The 20,904-nt window shown below is 39.2% G+C and carries 16 protein-coding genes and 2 rRNA genes; 6 read left to right on the top strand and 12 right to left on the bottom strand.

Going from position 1 to position 20,904, the window contains the following annotated elements; all coding sequences use genetic code 11:
* Window positions 1–5: 5 nt before the first annotated feature.
* On the bottom strand, window positions 6–1,091 hold the full coding sequence (locus H5088_RS13655; protein WP_182753279.1) for a glycosyltransferase: 1,086 nt from the start codon (window positions 1,089–1,091) through the stop codon (window positions 6–8).
* The gene (locus H5088_RS13650) at window positions 1,088–2,161 is read right to left on the bottom strand and encodes a glycosyltransferase family 1 protein (RefSeq protein ID WP_182753277.1); all 1,074 of its coding nucleotides are present in this window, start codon (window positions 2,159–2,161) and stop codon (window positions 1,088–1,090) included. The genes H5088_RS13655 and H5088_RS13650 overlap by 4 nt, the downstream gene beginning before the upstream one ends.
* Before the next feature lie 211 nt (window positions 2,162–2,372).
* On the opposite strand from H5088_RS13650, the gene H5088_RS13645 reads away from it, so the two are divergent.
* Entirely contained in the window at window positions 2,373–3,878 is a 1,506-nt protein-coding gene (locus H5088_RS13645) for a capsule assembly Wzi family protein (protein ID WP_182753365.1), read from the top strand.
* Window positions 3,879–3,976: 98 nt separating this feature from the next.
* On the opposite strand, the gene hldE is transcribed toward H5088_RS13645, so the two are convergent.
* Window positions 3,977–5,416, bottom strand: coding sequence for a bifunctional D-glycero-beta-D-manno-heptose-7-phosphate kinase/D-glycero-beta-D-manno-heptose 1-phosphate adenylyltransferase HldE (gene hldE / locus H5088_RS13640; protein WP_182712284.1), 1,440 nt, complete (start codon window positions 5,414–5,416; stop codon window positions 3,977–3,979).
* Entirely contained in the window at window positions 5,416–6,006 is a 591-nt protein-coding gene (locus H5088_RS13635; protein WP_002961065.1) for an SIS domain-containing protein, read from the bottom strand. Before H5088_RS13635 ends, hldE begins: the two co-directional genes overlap by 1 nt.
* A 182-nt stretch (window positions 6,007–6,188) precedes the next feature.
* Between H5088_RS13635 and waaA the strand changes: the two genes are divergently transcribed.
* Together waaA and H5088_RS13625 are read left to right on the top strand one after the other, a co-directional pair.
* Window positions 6,189–7,487, top strand: coding sequence for a lipid IV(A) 3-deoxy-D-manno-octulosonic acid transferase (waaA, locus tag H5088_RS13630; protein ID WP_182753275.1), 1,299 nt, complete (start codon window positions 6,189–6,191; stop codon window positions 7,485–7,487).
* Window positions 7,484–8,032, top strand: coding sequence for a DUF1415 domain-containing protein (locus H5088_RS13625; protein WP_002961067.1), 549 nt, complete (start codon window positions 7,484–7,486; stop codon window positions 8,030–8,032). Before waaA ends, H5088_RS13625 begins: the two co-directional genes overlap by 4 nt.
* 48 nt (window positions 8,033–8,080) lie before the next feature.
* On the opposite strand, the gene H5088_RS13620 is transcribed toward H5088_RS13625, so the two are convergent.
* The 4 genes from H5088_RS13620 to purL form a co-directional block, all read right to left on the bottom strand.
* On the bottom strand, window positions 8,081–8,410 hold the full coding sequence (locus H5088_RS13620) for a YdbL family protein (protein ID WP_002961068.1): 330 nt from the start codon (window positions 8,408–8,410) through the stop codon (window positions 8,081–8,083).
* 11 nt (window positions 8,411–8,421) lie between these two features.
* Entirely contained in the window at window positions 8,422–8,619 is a 198-nt protein-coding gene (locus H5088_RS13615) for a YnbE family lipoprotein (protein WP_007378800.1), read from the bottom strand.
* Window positions 8,620–8,621: 2 nt separating this feature from the next.
* Window positions 8,622–11,072, bottom strand: coding sequence for a YdbH domain-containing protein (locus tag H5088_RS13610; RefSeq protein WP_182753273.1), 2,451 nt, complete (start codon window positions 11,070–11,072; stop codon window positions 8,622–8,624).
* Window positions 11,073–11,349: 277 nt separating this feature from the next.
* Window positions 11,350–15,240 carry a phosphoribosylformylglycinamidine synthase gene (gene purL / locus H5088_RS13605; RefSeq protein WP_182753271.1) on the bottom strand — a complete coding sequence of 1,297 codons (3,891 nt, stop codon included), beginning with the start codon at window positions 15,238–15,240 and terminating at the stop codon, window positions 11,350–11,352.
* Window positions 15,241–15,451: 211 nt separating this feature from the next.
* Between purL and mltF the strand changes: the two genes are divergently transcribed.
* A complete protein-coding gene (mltF, locus tag H5088_RS13600; RefSeq protein WP_182753269.1) occupies window positions 15,452–16,960 on the top strand; it encodes a membrane-bound lytic murein transglycosylase MltF in 1,509 nt (502 codons plus the stop codon).
* Between the two features lie 164 nt (window positions 16,961–17,124).
* Window positions 17,125–17,292, top strand: coding sequence for a hypothetical protein (locus H5088_RS13595; protein ID WP_002961076.1), 168 nt, complete (start codon window positions 17,125–17,127; stop codon window positions 17,290–17,292).
* Between the two features lie 2 nt (window positions 17,293–17,294).
* On the opposite strand, the gene tadA is transcribed toward H5088_RS13595, so the two are convergent.
* Entirely contained in the window at window positions 17,295–17,810 is a 516-nt protein-coding gene (tadA, locus tag H5088_RS13590; RefSeq protein WP_002961078.1) for a tRNA adenosine(34) deaminase TadA, read from the bottom strand.
* Window positions 17,811–17,988: 178 nt separating this feature from the next.
* Between tadA and H5088_RS13585 the strand changes: the two genes are divergently transcribed.
* A complete protein-coding gene (locus tag H5088_RS13585; protein ID WP_033021433.1) occupies window positions 17,989–19,293 on the top strand; it encodes an inosine/guanosine kinase in 1,305 nt (434 codons plus the stop codon).
* Window positions 19,294–19,329: 36 nt separating this feature from the next.
* Here the strand turns inward: H5088_RS13585 and glsB are convergent, their stop codons facing one another.
* The 3 genes from glsB to rrf (H5088_RS13570) form a co-directional block, all read right to left on the bottom strand.
* Window positions 19,330–20,253 carry a glutaminase B gene (glsB, locus tag H5088_RS13580; protein WP_002961081.1) on the bottom strand — a complete coding sequence of 308 codons (924 nt, stop codon included), beginning with the start codon at window positions 20,251–20,253 and terminating at the stop codon, window positions 19,330–19,332.
* Window positions 20,254–20,409: 156 nt separating this feature from the next.
* Window positions 20,410–20,524, bottom strand: a 5S ribosomal RNA gene (gene rrf / locus H5088_RS13575).
* 62 nt (window positions 20,525–20,586) lie between these two features.
* Window positions 20,587–20,701 (bottom strand): 5S ribosomal RNA (gene rrf / locus H5088_RS13570).
* Between the last annotated feature and the right edge of the window lie 203 nt (window positions 20,702–20,904).

The raw sequence follows: 20,904 nt of genomic DNA, 5'->3' as shown, positions 1-20,904 counted from the left end.
ATAAGTTAATTAGCCAATGCTAAATACTGCAGAGCAACCTGCTCTGCCTGTACTTGTTTTAGAATATCTGCGTTTTCTACATTTGGCTTATCTGCTAACACCTGCTTAACGGCATTGGCTAATGCCTCACTTTGTTGAACGGGTACTAAATATTTACTCAGCTCGCCTGTTAATATCTCGCTTGGTCCAAATGTACAATTAGTGCTAACTACCGGAGTACCCACCGCTAAAGCCTCAATTAATACCGTTGGCAGCCCTTCAAAATCAGAGCTCAAAACTAAAGCTTTGGCATGCTGAACCCAGTTGTACGGGTTTTGTTGAAATCCAGGCACTACTAACTGTTTATCTATGCCATATTGCTGTGCAAGCTTTAACGCTTTTGCAGGTTTATTACATAAAAGGACTAACTTGTATTTTTTATCAAGCTTTGCAAATGCTGCAAATAATATATCGTGGCGTTTTTGTTTGGCGAGCCTTCCTACATGAATTAAGTAAGGCTCATTTGGGATGTCGTTATTTTTCTCATTTGCTTGTTGGTTTATTTTTTCAAAATCGAACGGGTTATAAATAGTCGCGATTGCACTTGGGTTAATTAAATCCCCTTGTGTTATTTCTTTTTCAACACCCTTTGATACGCAAATAAGTGATTTACCATTTAAGTTTTGCTTACTTTTTTTAAGGTATAAATATGAAAATGGACCTAACTTTTTTTGACGGGCAAGTTCTGCATTGACGGAGTTATGAATAACAAAGTGAACATTTTTGATATTACTAAGCGCGAGCAAGTTATTACTTCTATCAAGGTTAGAAAGCACTAGGTCAATATTGCCAATCTCGCTTTGTTTTTTTTCAAACCACGCTTCTAATCGCAAAATACTATTTTTTCGCTGCCAGAATCTATCTACTTTAGATGCTCTATCAGGAAAAAGGCTATCAACTTTAACTATATCAGGAATGTCATACTCAGCGTTGCTCGCAAGAGATAATATAGTGACATTGTGCTGTAGTTTCGCCATTTTTTCAGCCAAAGTAAGCATTACTTTTTCAGCACCACCACCTACTAGTGAATCAATTACAATCACTATATTCATAAGCGATCTCCTACAAGCATATTTTTTATGCCAGTAGTGATCACGTCGAAGCTATGTGTGCTATCGAGTTGCTTATATTTACCAATAAATTCACTATAAAAAGGCTCGGTAATAACTTGAGCTATTTTCGTTGTAATTTCATCAATATCAAGATTTGCTTTTATTACAACACCTGCATTAACGCAATGATCCAAACGTGTATTTTGATCTTTTGAGATAGCACATGCCACAACAGGGGTTTGAACTGCAATTGCTTGCAATAAAGTATCTCCACCACTAAGTAATGCGACTTTAGCTTGGCTCATTAATGCCAAAAATTCGGTTCCTTGCAGGCTTGATAAACAAGTAACCTCATCACTTTCAGGAATGGCTTTCTTATAATTTGCACCAAACACAACAACTGCTTTTAACCCAGTATGCTTAGTAATTTTAAGCGCGGCTTTAAAGTAAACCTCAGCACAATTAAGATTATTTAATATATGCCCGCCAGAACCCGCATTAACAATAAAATAGCCATCAGATACTAAGTTATAGCGATTTAAAACATCACGTTTTTGCTCACAAGAAGCAAATGCAACAAAAGGGCCTACATTACGAGGGGGTGCCAAGGGAAATATGTCTAACTTCGCACTTTCAGCCCATGTAAGTGGCTCAATACAATAATCAGGCTGTACAACCCAATGTGTATCAATTAAATTAATCCTGTTTAGCTTCAATCCCTTAGCGCGTTTTTTTGCATGCTGAGAAATAAATATAACTTTAGCGCCTACTTTTTTAGCCGCTTTCATATGCCCTGCACGTCCTGCACAATCAAAAACAACGACGTCAGGTTTAAATTGCTCTATAAAGTCGCAAACAGAATCCAGCTCTTTCGTAGCTGAGTGTTCAAGTAATGTGGCTTCAAAAGGACAATCTTTTGCGTAACTTGTATGCTTATTTAATATGAAGTGAATATCGAGAGAATCAGTAAGTTCTGCCTTTAAACTTTGAGCCAACAACAACGAGCGCATATATTCACCAATGCCTTCTGGTGATGATACGGGAATAAATAAAAGTCGTTTGTTGCTCATTACATTCTCAATTTCCTATTTGAACTCAAGTATACCAATCAGATACTTATTTCGATAGCTAGGTTACGTTTAAATATATTAAATTAGCTCTATAAATTTGATTATTTACTGCAATAACATGCTTAGGTTGATAAACTTAGCCGCAATCTAAATCACAAGGATCTGAACTTTGCGAAACAGAATTTTTCTACTTTCTACTCTTTTTTGCGCTATGAGCGCGTCAGTTAATGCTGAGCCTTGGGTAAAACCCGATGATTACGGTCTTAGAGCTGATATTCAACAATTAGCTGATGCCGGTGTTATTTTAGCTCCTGTAACTACCTATCCGCTTATGTGGAAAAGTTTTATAAGTGATGTGCAAAGCATGCCGCTAGAGCAATTATCTCCAAGCTTGCAAGATGCTTTACTTCGCGTTAAACATCGATATAAATCAGAAAATAGCAGCTCGCATAGTCTTCAATTATCAGCTTTTGCAGCCACAGATCCGATCATAGCAACAAGCTTTGGTGCAACAAATACACAAGAAACAGAGCTTTCAGCAGCTTACGCTTATTTAGGCGATAACTTTGCAGCTAAAGTAGCTATAAATTATAGAAAAGACGGTAAAAAATGTTTAATTGATGGAAAAACGACTGACGATATAGTTACCAACGAGCAAGCTTTAACCGATTGTAACGATACCTCACTTGATGATAGTTACTTAGCTTACCGTTTAGGTAACTGGATTTTTAGAGCCGGTGCTATTGAACAATTTTGGGGACCTGGTGTTGATAACAGCTTAATTATGTCAGGTAATGCGAAACCTTTACCTGCACTAAGTGTTACCAGAGAAAAAAGTACTGCTTTCGATACACCATGGCTGAGCTGGATTGGTCAATGGAGCTTTACTGCACAAATGGCTAAACTTGAGTCTACGCGTGTTATACCTGATGCTTTACTGTGGAGTACTCGTGTTAATTTTCGCCCTATTCAACAGTTAGAAATTGCACTTAGCTGGTCTGCACAATGGGCCGGTGACGGACAACCTGGCTCAGCAGGTGACTTTATTGATGTAGTTACTGGACAAACAAGCTGTATTGATGGAAGCGAGAGTTGTGATAGCCAATTAGAGTCAAAAATAGGTAATCAATTAGCTGGTATTGACGTTCGTTGGTCAGATACACTTTTTAACCAACCTTACGCTGTATATGCCAGTACGATTGGCGAAGATGCCAGTTCACAGTTTAAGCCTGCCGATAGAGCTTACTTATTTGGTTTACAAACAACCCAGCGACTGTATGATCAAAATATATTAGTGAATATTGAATATATTGATACAGGAGTGTCTTGCGATGCAGAATCAACTTCAGAAAACTGTTATTACGAACACGGTACCTACAAATCTGGCTACCGTTACTATGGCCGTACTATAGGCTCAACTTACGATAATGATGCACAATCAGTTGTTTTCACATTGTTAGGACAACTATCAAATGGTAATGATTGGCAGGTAAAGTTACGCAGTGTTGATTACAACAATGATAATCGCGATCTATATCCAAATAATCCTGACTTAGGTAATACTATAACTAAAACAGCCTACAACAGTAAGCAATTAGAACTTCGTTACAGAATGCTTTCTATGGGAGGACGCGTCACTTTAGGTACTTTTGCGTCTAACAACGACGGCGCTGAAAACGATACTTCTGCATTTGCTAAGTACGAATATAACTTTTAATACGTTACTTTTAATAAAGTAACGTATTAAAAGTAAAAAAGGGATGAAAACAGTGTTTTCATCCCTTTTTTGTATTTTTTAGCAAACTAAATCAGTAATTACTGTTTAATTTTACTTATTACTTTTGATGTTGAGCACCCATCTAAAAATTCAAGCACTTCAACTTTTCCGCCATGGCGAAGTACATGCTCAGCACCCGCTATTTGCTCTACGGTGTAGTCGCCACCCTTAACTAAAATATCAGGGCTTATTTGCTCAATTAATTTAGCGGGAGTGTCGTTTTCATCTAGACTGCCAAACGGAATAACCCAGTCAACAGATGAAAGTGCGCTAAGTACCATCGCACGCTCATCTAGTGGGTTAATAGGGCGTTCTGCCCCTTTTAAGCGCGTAATAGATTCATCGTTATTTAATCCAACAACGAGTCTATCGCCTCGTGCTTTAGCTTGCGCTAAATAACGTACATGCCCCGCATGTAAAATATCAAAACAGCCATTAGTGAATACAATGGTTTCGCCGTTTTGTTTTGCAAATTCAATATGCTGAAGTACATCATCAAATGGTGTTTGGTAATGCTCACCCGTAGTATGTAAATACTGACCAAGCTTGCGGCTTAGCTCCTCTGGCGAGACAGTTGCAGCCCCAAACTTACTCACAACGATACCTGCGGCTAAATTAGCAATTTCGACAGCATCTTTAGGTTCCATGCCAGCACCAAGCATAACCGCGAGTGTAGCTATAACCGTATCACCAGCCCCGGTTACATCGCTTACTTCAAGCTCTTGCGCTGCAAAATCAAACTTTTCATCTGCACTAATAAGCGACATACCTTGCTCAGAACGCGTAAGTAACATGGCTTTAATGCCATTTTTGCTTATTAAATCACGCGCACTTGCTGCTAAAGCCTCTTCTGAATCGGTTTGACCACCCGCTAACTTAAACTCATGTAAGTTAGGTGTAATGTAATCAGCACCTTCATATAAATGTAAATCTGGCGATTTAGGGTCGATTAAAACCGTTTTTCCGGCGCCCTTAGCAAGGCTTATCATCTCTTTAATTAAGCTTAAAGATCCTTTGCTGTAATCAGAGAACACTATAAAGTCGTATTCATCAAGTACAAGCTCTAAGCGGTTTAATAAAAGCTGGCTGTGTTGCTCAGTAAACATTTCTTCTAAATCAAGTCGAACCAATTGTTGGTGGCGGCTAATAACACGCATTTTTGAAATAGTCGGTAAATCACATACACTGACTAATTGTGAGCTTATTTTTTCACCTTTTAGGATGGTCTCTAAAATCTGCCCGCTTTCGTCCTCACCAATTAAACCCAATAAGCCAACTTTTGCATCTAACCGCGCTATATTTTTTGCAACGTTAGCTGCACCGCCCGCTTTGTCTTCAAATTTACTTACTTTAACAACCGGTACTGGCGCTTCTGGCGAAATGCGACCTGTATCACCATACCAATAGCGGTCTAGCATTACATCGCCAACAACTAATATTCGTGCCGCTGATAAGTTTTTTAATAACGATAAATCCATTACTGCTGCTCCGCAACAACCATATCCATGGCTTCACATAACCAGTGACCTATAAACATGTGAGCTTCTTGAATACGTGCTGTTTCGTCATTTTTTATAATAATAGGTAACTTAGCAATATCTTTTACTTTGCCGCCATCACGTCCAGTTAATGCCACAGTAAAAGCGCCTAGTTTATTTGCAGCTTCCAATGCTAAATTAATATTGTTACTAGTACCTGATGTGGTTAAACCAATAACTAAATCTTCTGGCTTACATAACGCTTGAACTTGGCGCTCAAACACCGTATCAAAGTGATAATCGTTGCTGTGCGCTGTTAAAATTGAGGTATCAGTGGTCAATGCCATTGAGGCAAGCGGACCACGTTCTAATTTATAACGCACTACAAATTCTGCAGCTAAATGCTGTGCATCGGCTGCACTACCACCGTTACCAAACCAAACAATCTTGCCACCAGCTTGTAATGCACTATGGCATGCTTCTAACAATTGCATAGATTCTTGATGATAAGCCTCCATCGTTTCAAATAATGCCTGATGACGGTTTAATGTTTCAACGTAGCTAGTTGCCACTGAATCGATAATTGACATGAAAAAATTCCTCTTGGAACTGAAATGGCAGGAAAAATTAAATTCATTATTCCATAATTTTATTTAATTGTGTGTATTTTATCGGGTTATAACTGAACCCAGACCATATTTTATAACGAGTATGTTTAGAAAACGGCTATTTCACGGTAAACTAACGCCACTTCCCTTTAAGAAAGATCAGTATGGCACGCATTTTTTACTCATTCGCATTAATTATTATTAGCCCACTGATTGTATTTTATCTCTATATTTTACGAGGTAAAAAAAACCAAGGCTATCGTGCACTCTTTAAAGAGCGCTTTGGGTTTGTCGGTAAGTCTTTATTTACGGTTAAAACTAAACCTTTAGTTTTTCATTGTGCTTCTGTTGGTGAGGTACTTGCCGCAACGCCACTCATTAAAGCTTTGCAAAAAGTGCATCCAAATTTAAATATACTTATAACCTGTAATACTCCAACAGGCAGAGAGCAAATACTTAACCAGTTCAAAAACTCTGTGGCGTGTAGCTACTTACCAATCGATTTTCCGTTTGCGACAGCCCGATTTTTAAAGCGTATAAAGCCACAAGCATTATGTATCTTAGAAACCGAGCTATGGCCTAATTTAATGGCGATAAGCCACAAAAAAAACATACCAGTACTTGTTATCAATGCAAGACTCTCAGAGAAGTCGCAGCAGGGCTATCAAAAGGTCGCTAAATTAACGCATATTATTATGCGCTCAATTACGGTACTTGCGAGTCACAATAAAACAGATGCTAAACGTTTTATAGAGCTTGGTCTTGAGACTTCGAAAAGCCATGTAACAGGTTCAATAAAATTTGATATAACACCAAGTGAAGAGCAATTAGCTAAAGTACTCAACCTTAAACAGCTTTATAACAGTAATGAAGACAATAACGATGAACGCTTTGTATGGGTGGCAGGCTCAACACATCCTGTTGAGCATGAGCTGGTACTTTTAGCCCATCAAGAGTTACTAAAAAAGCAACCTAATGCATTACTTATAATTGCCCCGCGCCATCCAGAGCAATTTGACAAAGTGGCAGAGCTTTTAACGCAAAGCCCACTTAGCTTTAGCCGTCGTAGCCAAAATAACTACAACAATGAACAAGTACTTCTTGCTGATACGCTTGGTGAATTACAGTGTTTATATGGCGCTGCAAACGTGAGCTTTATTGGTGGCAGCTTAATTCGTAGAGGTGGGCATAACCCACTGGAATCAGCAGCGTTTTCAGTAGGTGTAATAACAGGTCCACACACATACAATTTTGACCATGTTTATCCAGAGCTAATAAAGCTCAAAGGTGCTGTAGTGGTTGATAGTAACGACGAACTCGCAAAGCAGCTTATAACGTTTAGCCAAAACACAAAAGCGTGCCAAACCTTAGGTATTAAAGCTGCGCAATGCGTAGCTAAAAACCAAGGTGCTATACAAAAAACACTTAACATTATTAATCAATATTTAGAGCCAAAACCGTGACCAACATAGCTATAAGCCAAACCCGTGAATGGGTGTCATCTGTTATTGTTAAATATAACTTTTGCCCATTTGCACGTAAAGAAGTAGAAAATAACTGTATTCATTACATAGTAAGCTCTGCAACGAGCATGGATGATGCTGTAATGGATATGCTTGAGCAATGTGTTGAGCTTGACCGTGAACCAGAGCGCGAAACAACCCTTATCATGTTTGACAATGGCTTTAGTGACTTTGAAGACTTTTTAGACTTGGTCGATTTAGCTAATGCACTTTTAGTCGCGCAAGGCTTTGAAGGTAAGTATCAAATCGCTAATTTTCATCCTGATTACGTATTTGCTGACAGTGATGAAACCGATGCCGCAAACTACACAAATAGAGCGCCCTTTCCTACATTGCATTTAATCCGCGAAGCAAGTATGAGCGAAGCACTTGATAGTTATAACGAGCCTGAATCTATTCCTGAGCATAATATAAATCTAGCAAGGCGTAAGGGGATTGATTTTTGGCAGCAGTTACTTGAAGGCTGTAAAAAACCGAGCGCTTAAATGCTCGGTTTTATTTTGGTTTGTGCAGAACAAGACAATAACAAACGCTTATTTTTTAACCCAGTTACCATTTACTTCAACGTAATGACCACTTTGGGTTTTTTCAATTGTTTTAGCAGCAGCAAGTGCTTCTACTTGTGAAAGCGACAAGTTATTCTTTTTAGCGAGCTTTAAGTACTGCGCTTTACGCTTTGCATTTATGTCATCAACAACGGCTTTTGCCTCTGCGTTTTGTACAACAAGTCCTAAATAACCAGAGCTATCTTCACCTACTAGACCTTGGTTTTTAGCGTCATCAAGGCTAATAGCCCAAGCAGAGAAAGACATACATACTGCACTAACTAACGTAATAATATTTAATTTTTTCTTCGTATTCATGTTCTAGCTCCTCAAAATAACTCACTGTCGTCACTAAATAAATTGTCGAGTTCTTTATCTACTTTTACGCGAATTTCGTGATCGACCTTCACATTTAAATTAATAGTAATGGGCTCTTTAGCAGACACCTCAACACGATGCGTGCAAGCACTGAGTGCACTAATAGCACTCAGCGCGAGCAGTACTTTTATCAATAACGACTGTCTCATTATTAGTTTCCTTTTTGTGAGTATTGTTGCTCAACTTTTTGTGTAATTTCGTCACTTAAACGCAGTGCGCGTAAAAGTGTAAATACGTTTTCTTCGTGGTTATAATTAAAGTTAACCTGCTGCTGCTCTGCTTTATTATAGCCTTGCAAATTAACCCCTAGTTTTAACCAACCATCATTTTTTAGTGCCACACTGCTATTAAGTTTTTGAATATCTAAATTAGTTAATAGCCCTAACACAGGTTGTAACTCTTGCTGTTGCTGCATTACTGAATCAAAAGCGGCATTATTGGTAATTTTTAAATTACCTGTTCCTTGGCTAAATAAGCTACCGTCAATTATTTCAATTTTTCCACTATCAAAGTGAACCGGTAAAGACCCCGCCAAGCGTCCCGTTAATACAATGCCCGACTTATCGTCGAGTGTAACAAGTTTGCTTGCATCAATATTTTCAAACTTAACATTAGCAACTTGATTTGGCTTCCCTACTGTGTAGCTATCTAATGAAAACTCACCACCAAACACACTTCCTTTTACATCATTTATAAGCGCGGTATTGTTATTAACTTGCCATTGACCTTTAATAGTTTTAACTACGGCACCGGCTCTAAATTCATTTAAATTAAAGGTAGTTGGTTTTACATTAAGCTTACCTGAATTATATTCCCCGCTAAATGTACTGCTTAAATCACTCGCAAGGTAATCGTTATACAATGCACTTGTATGACTAATCCCTATATTGAACAGTGCATTTTGTAAGTTTATATCGCCACTAATATAGCCATTAAATTCGCCCTCTGTTAACTGTGCAAGTGGCTCAAATTGACTAATAAACGCATTTAACGACAGCGCACTTTGTTCAGGAATAACCACTTCAAATGGATGAGCTTGCGACGACATATGATGATTTATCACTAACTCAACATTATTTATAAATGCGTGATGCGTAGCTTTTAGTGCACGGCTTTGCAAGCCCGTAGACTCTACTTTTATATTATTAAGTTTTATGTCGGGGCTATTAACAGCCTTTATATTCGTTTTTGCTGTTAGATCAGCAAATAACTCACCTACGCCTAAATTAGCATTTGCTGTTAATGTGTTACTTATATCTGTGACTTTAAATTCTTTATATGCTGCGCTTTTTAATTGCTGCGTTAACGTTACTTCTGTGTTTAACTGTTTATCCATTTTTGCTATTAAATCACCTTGGTATTGCACTGCACTTATATCAAACGCATCTACACTATTAAGCGTTAATTTAGCATTTATAAGCCCAATGGGTTTTAAGTCTATAAACTCACTTATATTAAAGTGACCACTAAGGCGAAGCCCATTCGCTGTTGCAGGTGCAAACTCAGGTAAATTTTCAAGCACAACGGCGTAATCGCCTATAATTGCAGCGCCAGATAACTGAGCATTAACGTTAATATTATTTATATCGGGTGTATTTATTTGAGCTGACAAAGTTGACTGTAAGTCTTCAAATGGAGATGTAATATTTAGTGTTGTATCTGTTATTAAAATATCAAATTGCTTATCGCCCACGCTTACCAAATTAATCGCAGGTACCCTCAACCCACTAGCCTCTAAGCTAATTGATTGAGGGAGTTTAAGTTGCCAATTTAAAGGAACTTGTTTGCTAATAAAGCCTGCATATTCACTTGGTGGAATTAACTCAGTACAGCTTGGTGTTAAATTAATTTTGTTATTAAGCAAATCGGTATTAAACATTAACGCTTGGCTATTTAAATTAAAACGCGTCGCCAATTTACCAGTGGTTAATACGTTAACTTTGCACTGCTCATACGTGTGAGCAAACTGGGAGCTAATATCGCCATTTAACTCAAGTTCTATACCATCAAAGCTAAATGCTTGCTGAGTATTAAAGTTAAAATCTGCTATTAATGTATTTTTAGTGTTTATAACGTGCTTTAAAAAAGTGTCATTAATTTCAAACTGACCCCTTACTTTATTAGCAGTCAAAATTGCACTTGCGTTTATATCACCTGAGACATTAAATTTATTTAATTCGGGTTCTAATATGCTTATTTTAAGTGGCTTATTGAGCTCATCACTTTTTACTACAAGCTGTTTAATATTGATTAATGGGCGATTTAAGGGAAGTGCTAAATCGAGATTTTTAGCAAGCTGATTAGCATTATCACTTTTAGGGAGTGGATTAACTGTTAGCACTGCATTTTCAATATCTACACGCTTTGTATTTGCAGTAATATCCGTCAGTTGTAATTGTTGATTTTGATAATTTAAACACACTTTATCAGCATGAATATTTAAGCTAGACGTGATTGAAAAATCAAGGCAGTTTAATGTGACACCCGCTTTTTCGAGCTCAGGCGCTATAGCCCACTGTAATAAAGGCAAGCGAAATACATAACCAAGCAGTAAGGTACTTAGTAATACAGCTCCAACAATTAAACCAATTCGCTTAAACATACTATCCTTAAATGCTTTGTGCTTTTAGCTATACTAATACCAACCTGCATAAATCTTTGAACAATTTAACGAATTTAATTGCACTATAACGTCGTTAAAAGTTTTTTATTTAGAACAACTAGATATAAAAACTTTTGCCTAGTTCTAGCGTAATTTTTTTAACGTTAAATAGACCCCATATATAAGCAGATTGGTATAATCAAAAAAGGCTGCACAATGCAGCCTTTTTTATTTTACAGTAAGATTATGAATCTAACTTGTATAAACGTAAATATAATTAACCTACGTTTTTACGTGCATTACGGAACATACGCATCCACGGGCTATCCTCGAGCCACTCATCTGGGTGCCAAGAGTTGGCAACGCTTCTGAATACACGTTCTGGATGCGGCATCATTACAGTGGCACGACCATCAGTTGACGTAATACCGGTAATACCTTCTGGAGAACCATTAGGATTCGCTGGGTACTGCGTTGTAGGGTTACCGTAGTTATCTACAAATTTAACCGCTACAGTGCCGCTATCAAGCGCCGCTTTAGTGGCTGCATCGTTTGCAAACTCAGCATGACCTTCACCATGAGAAACCGCTATAGGCATACGCGAGCCAGCCATTCCGTTAAAGAACACAGACGGATTCTCTTGTATTTCTACTAAACTAAAGCGTGCTTCAAAACGCTCTGATTTATTAGTTACAAAGCGCGGCCAATGTTCAGTACCAGGGATCAACTCTTTTAACGTTGATAACATTTGGCAACCGTTACATACACCTAAGCTGAAAGTATCTTCACGGTGGAAAAAGTTTTGGAACTGATCGCGTGCCATGTCGTTAAACAAAATAGACTTAGCCCAACCTTCACCTGCACCAAGTACGTCACCGTATGAGAAACCACCACAGGCCACTAAACCTTTAAATTGCTCTAGTGTTAAACGACCTTCTAAAATGTCGCTCATGTGTACATCAACGGCTGAAAAACCTGCGCGATTAAACGCTGCCGCCATTTCTAAATGAGAGTTAACACCCTGCTCACGTAAAATAGCCATTTGCGGTTTAGCACCGGTTGCAATGTATGGTGCAGCTATATCTTCGTTTAAATCAAAGTTAAGTTTTACGTTTAAGCCTGGATCTTTTGCATCAAATTTAGCATCAAACTCTTGCTTAGCACACTCAGGGTTATCACGGCGTGCTTGCATTTGATACGTTGTTTCAGCCCAAATAGTACGAAGCTCAGTACGCGTATGATTAAGTACCGTATTTTCGCCACGGTGAAACATAATCGTATCGTCACTGTTAAGCGTGCCAATATTGTGACTAATGGCTGCTATACCATGTTGTTCAAACACCGCATTTACTGCATCTAAATCAGCATTCGCAACTTGAATTACGGCACCTAGCTCTTCGTTATAAAGCGCTTCAATGTCAGAACCTGTTAAAGCTGCTAAATCAACCGTTACACCGGTATGACCCGTAAACGCCATTTCAGCTACTGTGGTAAATAAGCCACCGTCTGAGCGGTCATGATAAGCAAGTAACTTACTATCAGCCACAAGTGCTTGCATTGCGTTATAGAAGCCTTTTAATAACTCAGGGCTATCAACATCAGGGGTTACATCACCTAATTGCTTATAAACTTGTGCAAGGCTTGATGCGCCCATGCGGTTTTTACCCGCACCTAAATCAACTAATATAAGCGATGTATCGCCTTTATCTGTGCGCAGTTGTGGAGTTACTGTTTTACGTACGTCGTCAACACGACCAAATGCAGTTATAACCAATGAAAGCGGCGACGTTACTGATTTCTCTTGTGAGTCACCTTCATCTTTCCATGTCGTTTTCATCGACATAGAATCTTTACCTACAGGAATAGTTAAACCAAGCGCAGGACAAAGCTCTTCGCCTACGGCTTTAACAGCTTCATATAAACCAGCATCTTCACCTGGGTGACCCGCTGCTGCCATCCAGTTTGCCGATAACTTAATGTTTTCAAGGCTACCAATATTTGCACAAGCAATATTAGTTAACGACTCTGCCACAGCTAAACGAGCAGATGCACCGTAATTAAGTAATGCAGCCGGAGTACGCTCACCGAGTGACATAGCTTCACCGTGGTAAGTATCATACGTTGCCGCAGTTACAGCACAGTTAGCAACAGGTACTTGCCAAGGACCAACCATTTGGTCGCGCGCTACTAAACCCGTAACTGAGCGATCGCCGATTGTTATTAAGAATGTTTTTTCTGCAATGGTTGGTAAACGCATTAATCGCTGCGCTGCATCTGCTGCATTTATTGATGTGATATCAAGCGCTTTGCCAACAACTTGCTTTGACGTTACATCGCGGTGCATTTTAGGTGCTTTACCTAATAATACGTCCAGCGGCAAATCAACAGGGTTATTTTCAAAGTGGCTGTCTGACACAGTTAAGTGAGGTTCAGCTGTTGCTTCACCAATAACAGCGTACTGGGCACGTTCGCGCTTACAAATTGCTTCAAAGCGGTCAAAGTCCTCTACGCCAACAGCGAGTACATAACGCTCTTGTGATTCATTACACCAAATTTCGTGTGGTGCCATGCCTGGCTCATCGTTAGGGATGCTACGTAATTGGAACTTACCACCACGTCCGCCATCATTAACAAGCTCAGGAAACGCGTTAGATAAACCGCCGGCACCTACATCATGAATAAACGCGATTGGGTTTTCATCGCCTAGCTGCCAACATTTATCGATAACTTCTTGGCAACGACGTTCCATTTCTGGGTTTTCGCGCTGTACTGAAGCAAAGTCTAAATCTTCGTTTGACTGACCTGAGGCCATACTTGATGCAGCACCACCGCCTAAACCAATGTTCATTGCAGGCCCGCCTAGCGCAATTAATTTAGCGCCTACAGGAATATCACCTTTTTGAACATGATCAGAGCGAATATTACCTAAACCACCGGCAAGCATAATTGGTTTATGGTAACCACGTACTTCTTCACCATTATGGCTTGTTACTTTTTCTTCGTAAGTACGGAAGTAGCCTAATAAGTTAGGACGACCAAACTCATTATTAAATGCAGCGCCACCTAGTGGACCTTCTGTCATTATATCAAGTGCGTTTACAATACGACCCGGCTTACCAAAATCGCTTTCCCACGGTTGCTCATAACCTGGAATACGTAAATTTGATACAGTAAAGCCAACTAACCCTGCTTTTGGCTTAGAGCCACGACCAGTTGCGCCTTCATCGCGAATCTCACCACCAGAACCTGTAGCAGCACCTGAGAATGGCGCAATAGCTGTTGGGTGGTTATGAGTTTCAACTTTCATTAGTATTTCAATGTCTTCTTGATGATACGCATATTCACCTTGCGCATTTGGGAAGAAGCGACCCGCTTTTGAGCCTTTCATTACTGCCGCGTTATCTTTATACGCCGACAATACATTTTCAGGATTTAGCTCAAACGTATTTTTAATCATTTTAAACAGCGATTTTGGCTGCTCTTTACCATCGATTGTCCAGTCAGCATTAAATATTTTATGGCGACAATGCTCTGAGTTCGCTTGTGCAAACATAAACAATTCGATGTCGTTAGGGTTACGTCCTAACTTTGTAAAATTTTCTACTAAGTAGTCTATTTCGTCATCAGCAAGCGCAAAGCCTTGCTCAACATTGGCTGTTGCTAGTGCTTCGCGTCCACCACCTAAAATATCGACAGACGACATTTGGCGTGGGGCATCACTGCGAAACAGCTGAGCCGCATCTTCAAGTTCATTGTGTGTGGCTTCAGTCATGCGGTCGTGCAATAACGCAGTTACTTGTGCAAGTTGTTCTGCGTTTAAATCACCTTCAACATAATAAGCAATACCGCGTTCAACACGGTGAACCTGCTTTAAACCACAGTTGTGGGCGATGTCGGTAGCTTTAGATGCCCAAGGTGAAATGGTACCTGGGCGAGGTGTAACAAGTACAAGTTTGCCAGCTGGGGTATGCTCAGCAATAGTTGGACCGTAAGTTAATAGTTTTTCAAGCTTGGTTTGCTCAGAGCTACTCAACGGCGATGTTAAATCGGCAAAGTGAGCATACTCGGCGTATACGTTAGTGACTGGAAGTTGCGATTGTTGGCAACGCGCTAAAATTTTATTAACTCTGAACTCTGAAAGTGCTGGTGCACCACGAAGGATCAACATAGGTAATTTCATCCGGGGTTAGGGATTGAACGATATTTTAGGCACGCATTATAGTCCAATTAGCATTCAGATTTAACTCAAAATTACGCTTTTCATAAAATTAACTTTTTAGCTTTATTTATAGCCTCTTTTGGTTAATAAAATAAAAGGTAAAGTGACGCGATGGCTTAGTTTTGCTATAACGGTGGCTGGCGAGCTTAAGGGGCACTCAATGTTCAAAGAAAAACTAATAATAATCATTACTTTAGTTATGCTGTTATGTGCATGTGATATGCAAGAGCAGCCAACTCAACTCGCCCAAATAAAAGAACAAAACAAAATACGTGTGGGTACACTTGCAAGTGCTAGTAATTATTATCAAGCCGTTCAAGGTGAACAAGGCTTTGAATATGAGCTATCTCAAGCATTTGCTGAATATCTAGGTGTAGAGCTTGAAATAGTGCCATTTTTTAACTTATCCGATATGTTTGAACGCCTTGAAAGCGGTGATTTAGATTTAATTGCCTCAGGACTTACCTATAATAAAATCCGTGCAGAGCAATACCGTTATGGACCAACTTACAGAACAATCAGCCAAAAGTTAGTTTATAAGCAAGGACGTGTTCGTCCTCGAGAGTTTGCCGACTTAGATGGCAACTTTACTGTTATCGCTAAAAGTAGTCATTCGCTTACTCTGCAAAAAATGAAAAAAAACAATCCAGATCTTACTTGGATAGAAAGCGAAGAGTTTGATGAAGAAGAACTACTTCAAGCAGTTATTGATGGCGAGATTGATTACACACTCGCTGATACACATACGCTATCGTTATTTCGCCGTTATCATCCAAATTTAAGTATCGGTTTTTCTGTTAGTCATAACGACCCGATTGCATGGATACTTAATAAATCAAAAGATGATTCTTTATATTCCTTATTAGTGCCATTTTTTGGCGATATAAAACAGAGTAATCAGCTCTACGTACTTGAAGAAAAATACTTTGGCCACGTGCGCCAATTTAACTATGTAAATACCCTTGCTTATATCGAAGCTATCAAAGAAACCTTACCAACATACCAACCATGGTTTGAACAATATGCTGGTAGCCTTGATTGGCGTTTATTAGCGGCACTTAGCTATCAAGAATCTATGTGGAATCCTCGTGCTAAATCGCCAACAGGCGTTCGCGGTATTATGATGCTAACCCGCAGTACAGCAAAACAAGTAGGTGTTACCAACCGCTTAGAGCCAGAGCAAAATATTCGCGGTGGTGGTAAGTATTTAAGTAAACTGATTAAGCGTATACCTGATAGAATTCCTCAACCTGATAGAACATGGCTTGCACTAGCGGCTTACAATGTAGGTTGGGGGCACGTTAACGACGCGCGTATAATTACCGAGCAGCAAGGCGCAAGCCCTGATAAATGGGCTGATGTAAAAAAACGCTTACCGCTGTTAATTAAAAAGCGCTATTACCGTAAAACTCGCTATGGTTATGCGCGTGGCGATGTAGCGGTTAAATATGTTGATAATATTCGTCGCTATTACGATGCACTTGTTTGGCTAGATGAGAATAATGCTATTGCTGTAGAGTCTGAGCCAGAACCAATCACAGAGCAGAGCACTGATACCGAGCCAAACTTAAATGAAGAAAGTGACGATAAAAGTAACAAAGATGAAGCGCAAACAGAAAAACAACAGCCTATAATTGAGCCCGAACTACCAAGTGAAAACAATAACTAAGATTTATATAGGTATCAGTTTTTTGAGCAAACCAGTAAGCAAAATTTAAGTAAATTAAATATCTGTTTACTTGTCATCAAATGATCACTAATGTGTATTACTTGTATATTATTATTTTATAAGATATACCCTGCGCCTTTCTCACTCTTGCATTAGGAGAAAACATGCTAAAACGTAGACGCACACAAAAATTAAAACGCAATGTGATTTATTCAACAGCCACACGTCGTCGTGTTATGCTAAGAAAACTGCACAAAAAAATCATCTGGCGCCGCCGAATGTTTGCTATGCAGCAAATGGCTGAAACAGAAATAGAGCCAATCGCTAGTTAACTCTAGCTAGGTTTATTTATTTGTTCATCACGAGCAGCTTTCTTAGCTGCTTTAATTTGCGCTCTTCTACGCTTAAAAAAATTCGAAATAGTATCACCGCATTGCTGTGCCAAAACACCACCGCACACCTCAACTTGATGATTTAACCTCGGCTCTTGTAATAAATTCATAATTGAACCTGCAGACCCTGTTTTAGCATCGAGGGCACCAAATACTAAACGCTTTATTCTGCTATGCACCAACAGTCCTGCACACATAGAGCAAGGCTCTAACGTTACATATAGTGTGCAATCAATTAAGCGATAATTATTAAGTACTTTTCCAGCTTCTCGCACTGCAATCATTTCCGCATGGGCTGATGGGTCGTTATCCGTTATTGAGCGGTTGTACCCCACTGAAATTAGCTGGTTATCTTTTACTACAATTGCTCCAACCGGAATTTCATCAAGCAACTCTGCTTGCTTTGCATACAAAAGCGCTTGCTCCATCCAGTAGGAATCATTAAATGGCTCGTTCATTCTTTCTACTTAAATAACTTTTTATGCTGTAATTATACCTAGTTAGCACTCTAAAGTGCGTCATTCATTACTTTATTGCAAAAATAAAACGATATTTACCTGTTTGTAATGGCTCACTAGTGTGGATTTACGCTATAATCTCACGCTTTTTTTATTTAGCTCACAACACGGGTAGCAAATGAAATTTCCTGGACGCCGCAGGCATAAACATTATTTTCCAGTGGAAGCCAAAGATCCACTTACTAATCAACTTAACGCAACAGAGCGATTACAACGTAGTTATATTACGGGTATCGATCAGATCGTTGTTGATATAGAGGCAAAAGTTGATCAAGCTTTCCTTGACGAATTTCAACTACGTAGAGGTATGTCACAAGTTATTGATAGCGACATAACGAACGCCTTATACGATCGTTTAAAATTAAACGATATGGTTGATTTTGAGTTTGCCGGTGGGACCATTGGTAACACTATGCACAACTACTCTGTACTTGCAGATGATCGCTCAGTTTTATTAGGCGTAATGAGCGAAAATATAAAAATAGGTAGCTATGCTTACCGCTTTTTATGTAATACCTCAAGCCGTGTAGATTTAAACTATCTCCAACCAGTAGATGGGCCTATAGGTCGTTGTTTTACATTAATTGATGAAACCGGTGAGCGTACTTTTGCGATAAGTGCGGGCCTAATGAATCACTTACGTCCTGAATCTATCGATAAAAACCTTATTGAAAATTCATCAGCATTAGTGATCAGTGCCTACCTCATGCGTACGCAAGGTAGTGAAACGATGACTGAAGCGACTATGCAAGCGGTAAAATACGCTAATGATGCAGGTGTGCCAGTTGTTCTTACACTCGGAACTAAATTCTTAATTGAACAAGACCCGACCTGGTGGGCAAACTTTGTTGAAAAGCATGTTGATATTCTTGCTATGAACGAAGAAGAAGGGTTAGCTATTACAGGTTTTGAAGACCCTCTTCTAGCTGCCGATAAAGCACTTGATTGGGTAGATTTGGTAATTTGCACCGCTGGCGAAAAAGGCTTATTTATGGCCGGCTACGTAGACGAAAGCTTAAAGCGTGAAACCGAATATCCGTTATTACCAGGCGCCATACCTGATTTTAATCGATACGAATTTTCACGTGCTATGCGTAAAACCGAGTGTGATGAGCCTATCAGAGCATATAGCCATACAGCCCCATTTATGGGTGGACCTGATTCAATCAAAAACACCAATGGTGCAGGCGATTGTGCTTTAGCGGCTGTGCTACATGACTTATCAGCAAATGTTTATCATAAACTTAATGTGGCAAACTCTGCTAAGCATCAGCAACAAGCTATTACTTACTCGTCACTATCGCAAATTAGTAAATATGCTAACCGAGCTAGTTATGAAGTGTTAGTTCAGCACTCTCCTCGTTTATCTCGCGGTTTACCAGAACGCGAAGACTGCTTAGAACAGGTTTATTGGGAACAATAATAACGGTGGGAGCAATCATTGCTCCCTATCAACTTCCTAAAAAATAGAAATATCGAGCTTTTTAGATAGCAGTTCCAACGCTGCAATTCCTGCAACCGAATTACCAAACGAATTAAGTCCCGGAGAATAAACAGCTACCGTAAACTTATTTGGTAACACGGCTAAAATAGTCCCTGACACTCCCGATTTACCTGGCATACCTACTCTGTAACCAAAATCCCCCGCAGCATCGTATAAGCCACTGGTAAATAATAGCGAATTAAGCTGCTTATTTTGACGGCTACTTAAAACACGATCGCCCGATCGATTATCAACACCTTTATTTGCTAAAAAATTATAAGCTTTGGCTAATTCAATACAGTTGAGCTCAATAGAACAAAAGTTAAAGTAAGACCATAAAACATCATCGACTTCATTTTCAAAATTACCAAACGACTTCATTAAATGTGCCATAGCAGCATTACGATGCCTAAATTCATACTCAGAATTAGCGACTTTTTTATCAATCACTATCCCTCTATTACCAGCTAACAACCTAAAGGTCTCGAGCATAGAGTGCATTGGTGCAGATAAGCGGCTGTATAACGCATCACACGTTACAATTGCGCCTGCATTTATGAAAGGGTTACGAGGAATCCCTTTTTCAAACTCAAGCTGTGTAAGCGAATTAAAGGCAGTACCTGAAGGCTCCTTTCCAACTCGATGCCAAAGTTCATCACCATAACGTTGCAGTGCCATAGTAAGTGTCATAACTTTTGAAACAGACTGAATGGTAAAACGTTGAGAGCAATCCCCCGCACATACAGTCTTACCATCAGTTGTATAAATAGCGATAGAAAATTGCTCAGGATCGACCTCTGCAAGGGCTGGTATATAATCAGCTACTTTTCCTTGTGATAATAAAGGGCGTACTTCATGTGCTATTTCATCAAGCACCTTTTGGTAATCAGCTGTAGGCAAACTAGACCTCTATATCATCATTCATAAAAATTGGATTTTAGCACGCGCGAATAAACGCAACTAGTTTTGTTGTTGAATTTAAAGGGGGGATGTTTTTCTTAATTTAAAAAAGCAAAAAACCCGTCACATTACTGTAACGGGTTTCTCTTAATTAAATCCTGGTAATGTCCTACTTTCACATAGCAAATGCTACACTATCATCGGCGCTGATTCGTTTCACTACTGAGTTCGGCATGGGGTCAGGTGGGTCCAAAACGCTATTGTCACCAAGAAAATTCTTTTCAATTTTCTTATTTTAATTATTAAGATTAAAGTCCTTCGACTGAATTTGAAGCCTGGTAATGTCCTACTTTCACATAGCAAATGCTACACTATCATCGGCGCTGTTTCGTTTCACTACTGAGTTCGGCATGGAATCAGGTGGGTCCAAAACGCTATTGTCACCAAGCAAATTTGGGCGTTAATACGTATTTCTGCGTACTAACTGAATTTGGAAAATATCTGATAATATTTTTTAAGTCTTTTCAGTAATATCTACTTTAGTCATATTAACTTCTGTCAAACTGTCGCATAAAACGCGTTTGGCGTTGTATGGTTAAGCCTCACGGGTAATTAGTACAAGTTAGCTTAATGGCTCACACCACTTCCACA

Source organism: Pseudoalteromonas sp. SR43-3 (assembly GCF_014163875.1).
Lineage (GTDB): Bacteria > Pseudomonadota > Gammaproteobacteria > Enterobacterales > Alteromonadaceae > Pseudoalteromonas > Pseudoalteromonas distincta.
Note: the sequence above shows the minus strand (reverse complement) of the source record. Positions and strands in the feature narration are given on the sequence as shown.

What these genes read in the sequence shown, in the direction of transcription:
- H5088_RS13655 (WP_182753279.1), bottom strand. Translation starts at nt 1,091, where the DNA reads ATGAATATAGTGATTGTAATTGATTCACTAGTAGGTGGTGGTGCTGAA.
- H5088_RS13650 (WP_182753277.1), bottom strand. Translation starts at nt 2,161, where the DNA reads ATGAGCAACAAACGACTTTTATTTATTCCCGTATCATCACCAGAAGGC.
- H5088_RS13645 (WP_182753365.1), top strand. Translation starts at nt 2,373, where the DNA reads ATGAGCGCGTCAGTTAATGCTGAGCCTTGGGTAAAACCCGATGATTAC.
- hldE (WP_182712284.1), bottom strand. Translation starts at nt 5,416, where the DNA reads ATGGATTTATCGTTATTAAAAAACTTATCAGCGGCACGAATATTAGTT.
- H5088_RS13635 (WP_002961065.1), bottom strand. Translation starts at nt 6,006, where the DNA reads ATGTCAATTATCGATTCAGTGGCAACTAGCTACGTTGAAACATTAAAC.
- waaA (WP_182753275.1), top strand. Translation starts at nt 6,189, where the DNA reads ATGGCACGCATTTTTTACTCATTCGCATTAATTATTATTAGCCCACTG.
- H5088_RS13620 (WP_002961068.1), bottom strand. Translation starts at nt 8,410, where the DNA reads ATGAATACGAAGAAAAAATTAAATATTATTACGTTAGTTAGTGCAGTA.
- H5088_RS13615 (WP_007378800.1), bottom strand. Translation starts at nt 8,619, where the DNA reads ATGAGACAGTCGTTATTGATAAAAGTACTGCTCGCGCTGAGTGCTATT.
- H5088_RS13610 (WP_182753273.1), bottom strand. Translation starts at nt 11,072, where the DNA reads ATGTTTAAGCGAATTGGTTTAATTGTTGGAGCTGTATTACTAAGTACC.
- purL (WP_182753271.1), bottom strand. Translation starts at nt 15,240, where the DNA reads ATGTTGATCCTTCGTGGTGCACCAGCACTTTCAGAGTTCAGAGTTAAT.
- mltF (WP_182753269.1), top strand. Translation starts at nt 15,452, where the DNA reads ATGTTCAAAGAAAAACTAATAATAATCATTACTTTAGTTATGCTGTTA.
- H5088_RS13595 (WP_002961076.1), top strand. Translation starts at nt 17,125, where the DNA reads ATGCTAAAACGTAGACGCACACAAAAATTAAAACGCAATGTGATTTAT.
- tadA (WP_002961078.1), bottom strand. Translation starts at nt 17,810, where the DNA reads ATGAACGAGCCATTTAATGATTCCTACTGGATGGAGCAAGCGCTTTTG.
- H5088_RS13585 (WP_033021433.1), top strand. Translation starts at nt 17,989, where the DNA reads ATGAAATTTCCTGGACGCCGCAGGCATAAACATTATTTTCCAGTGGAA.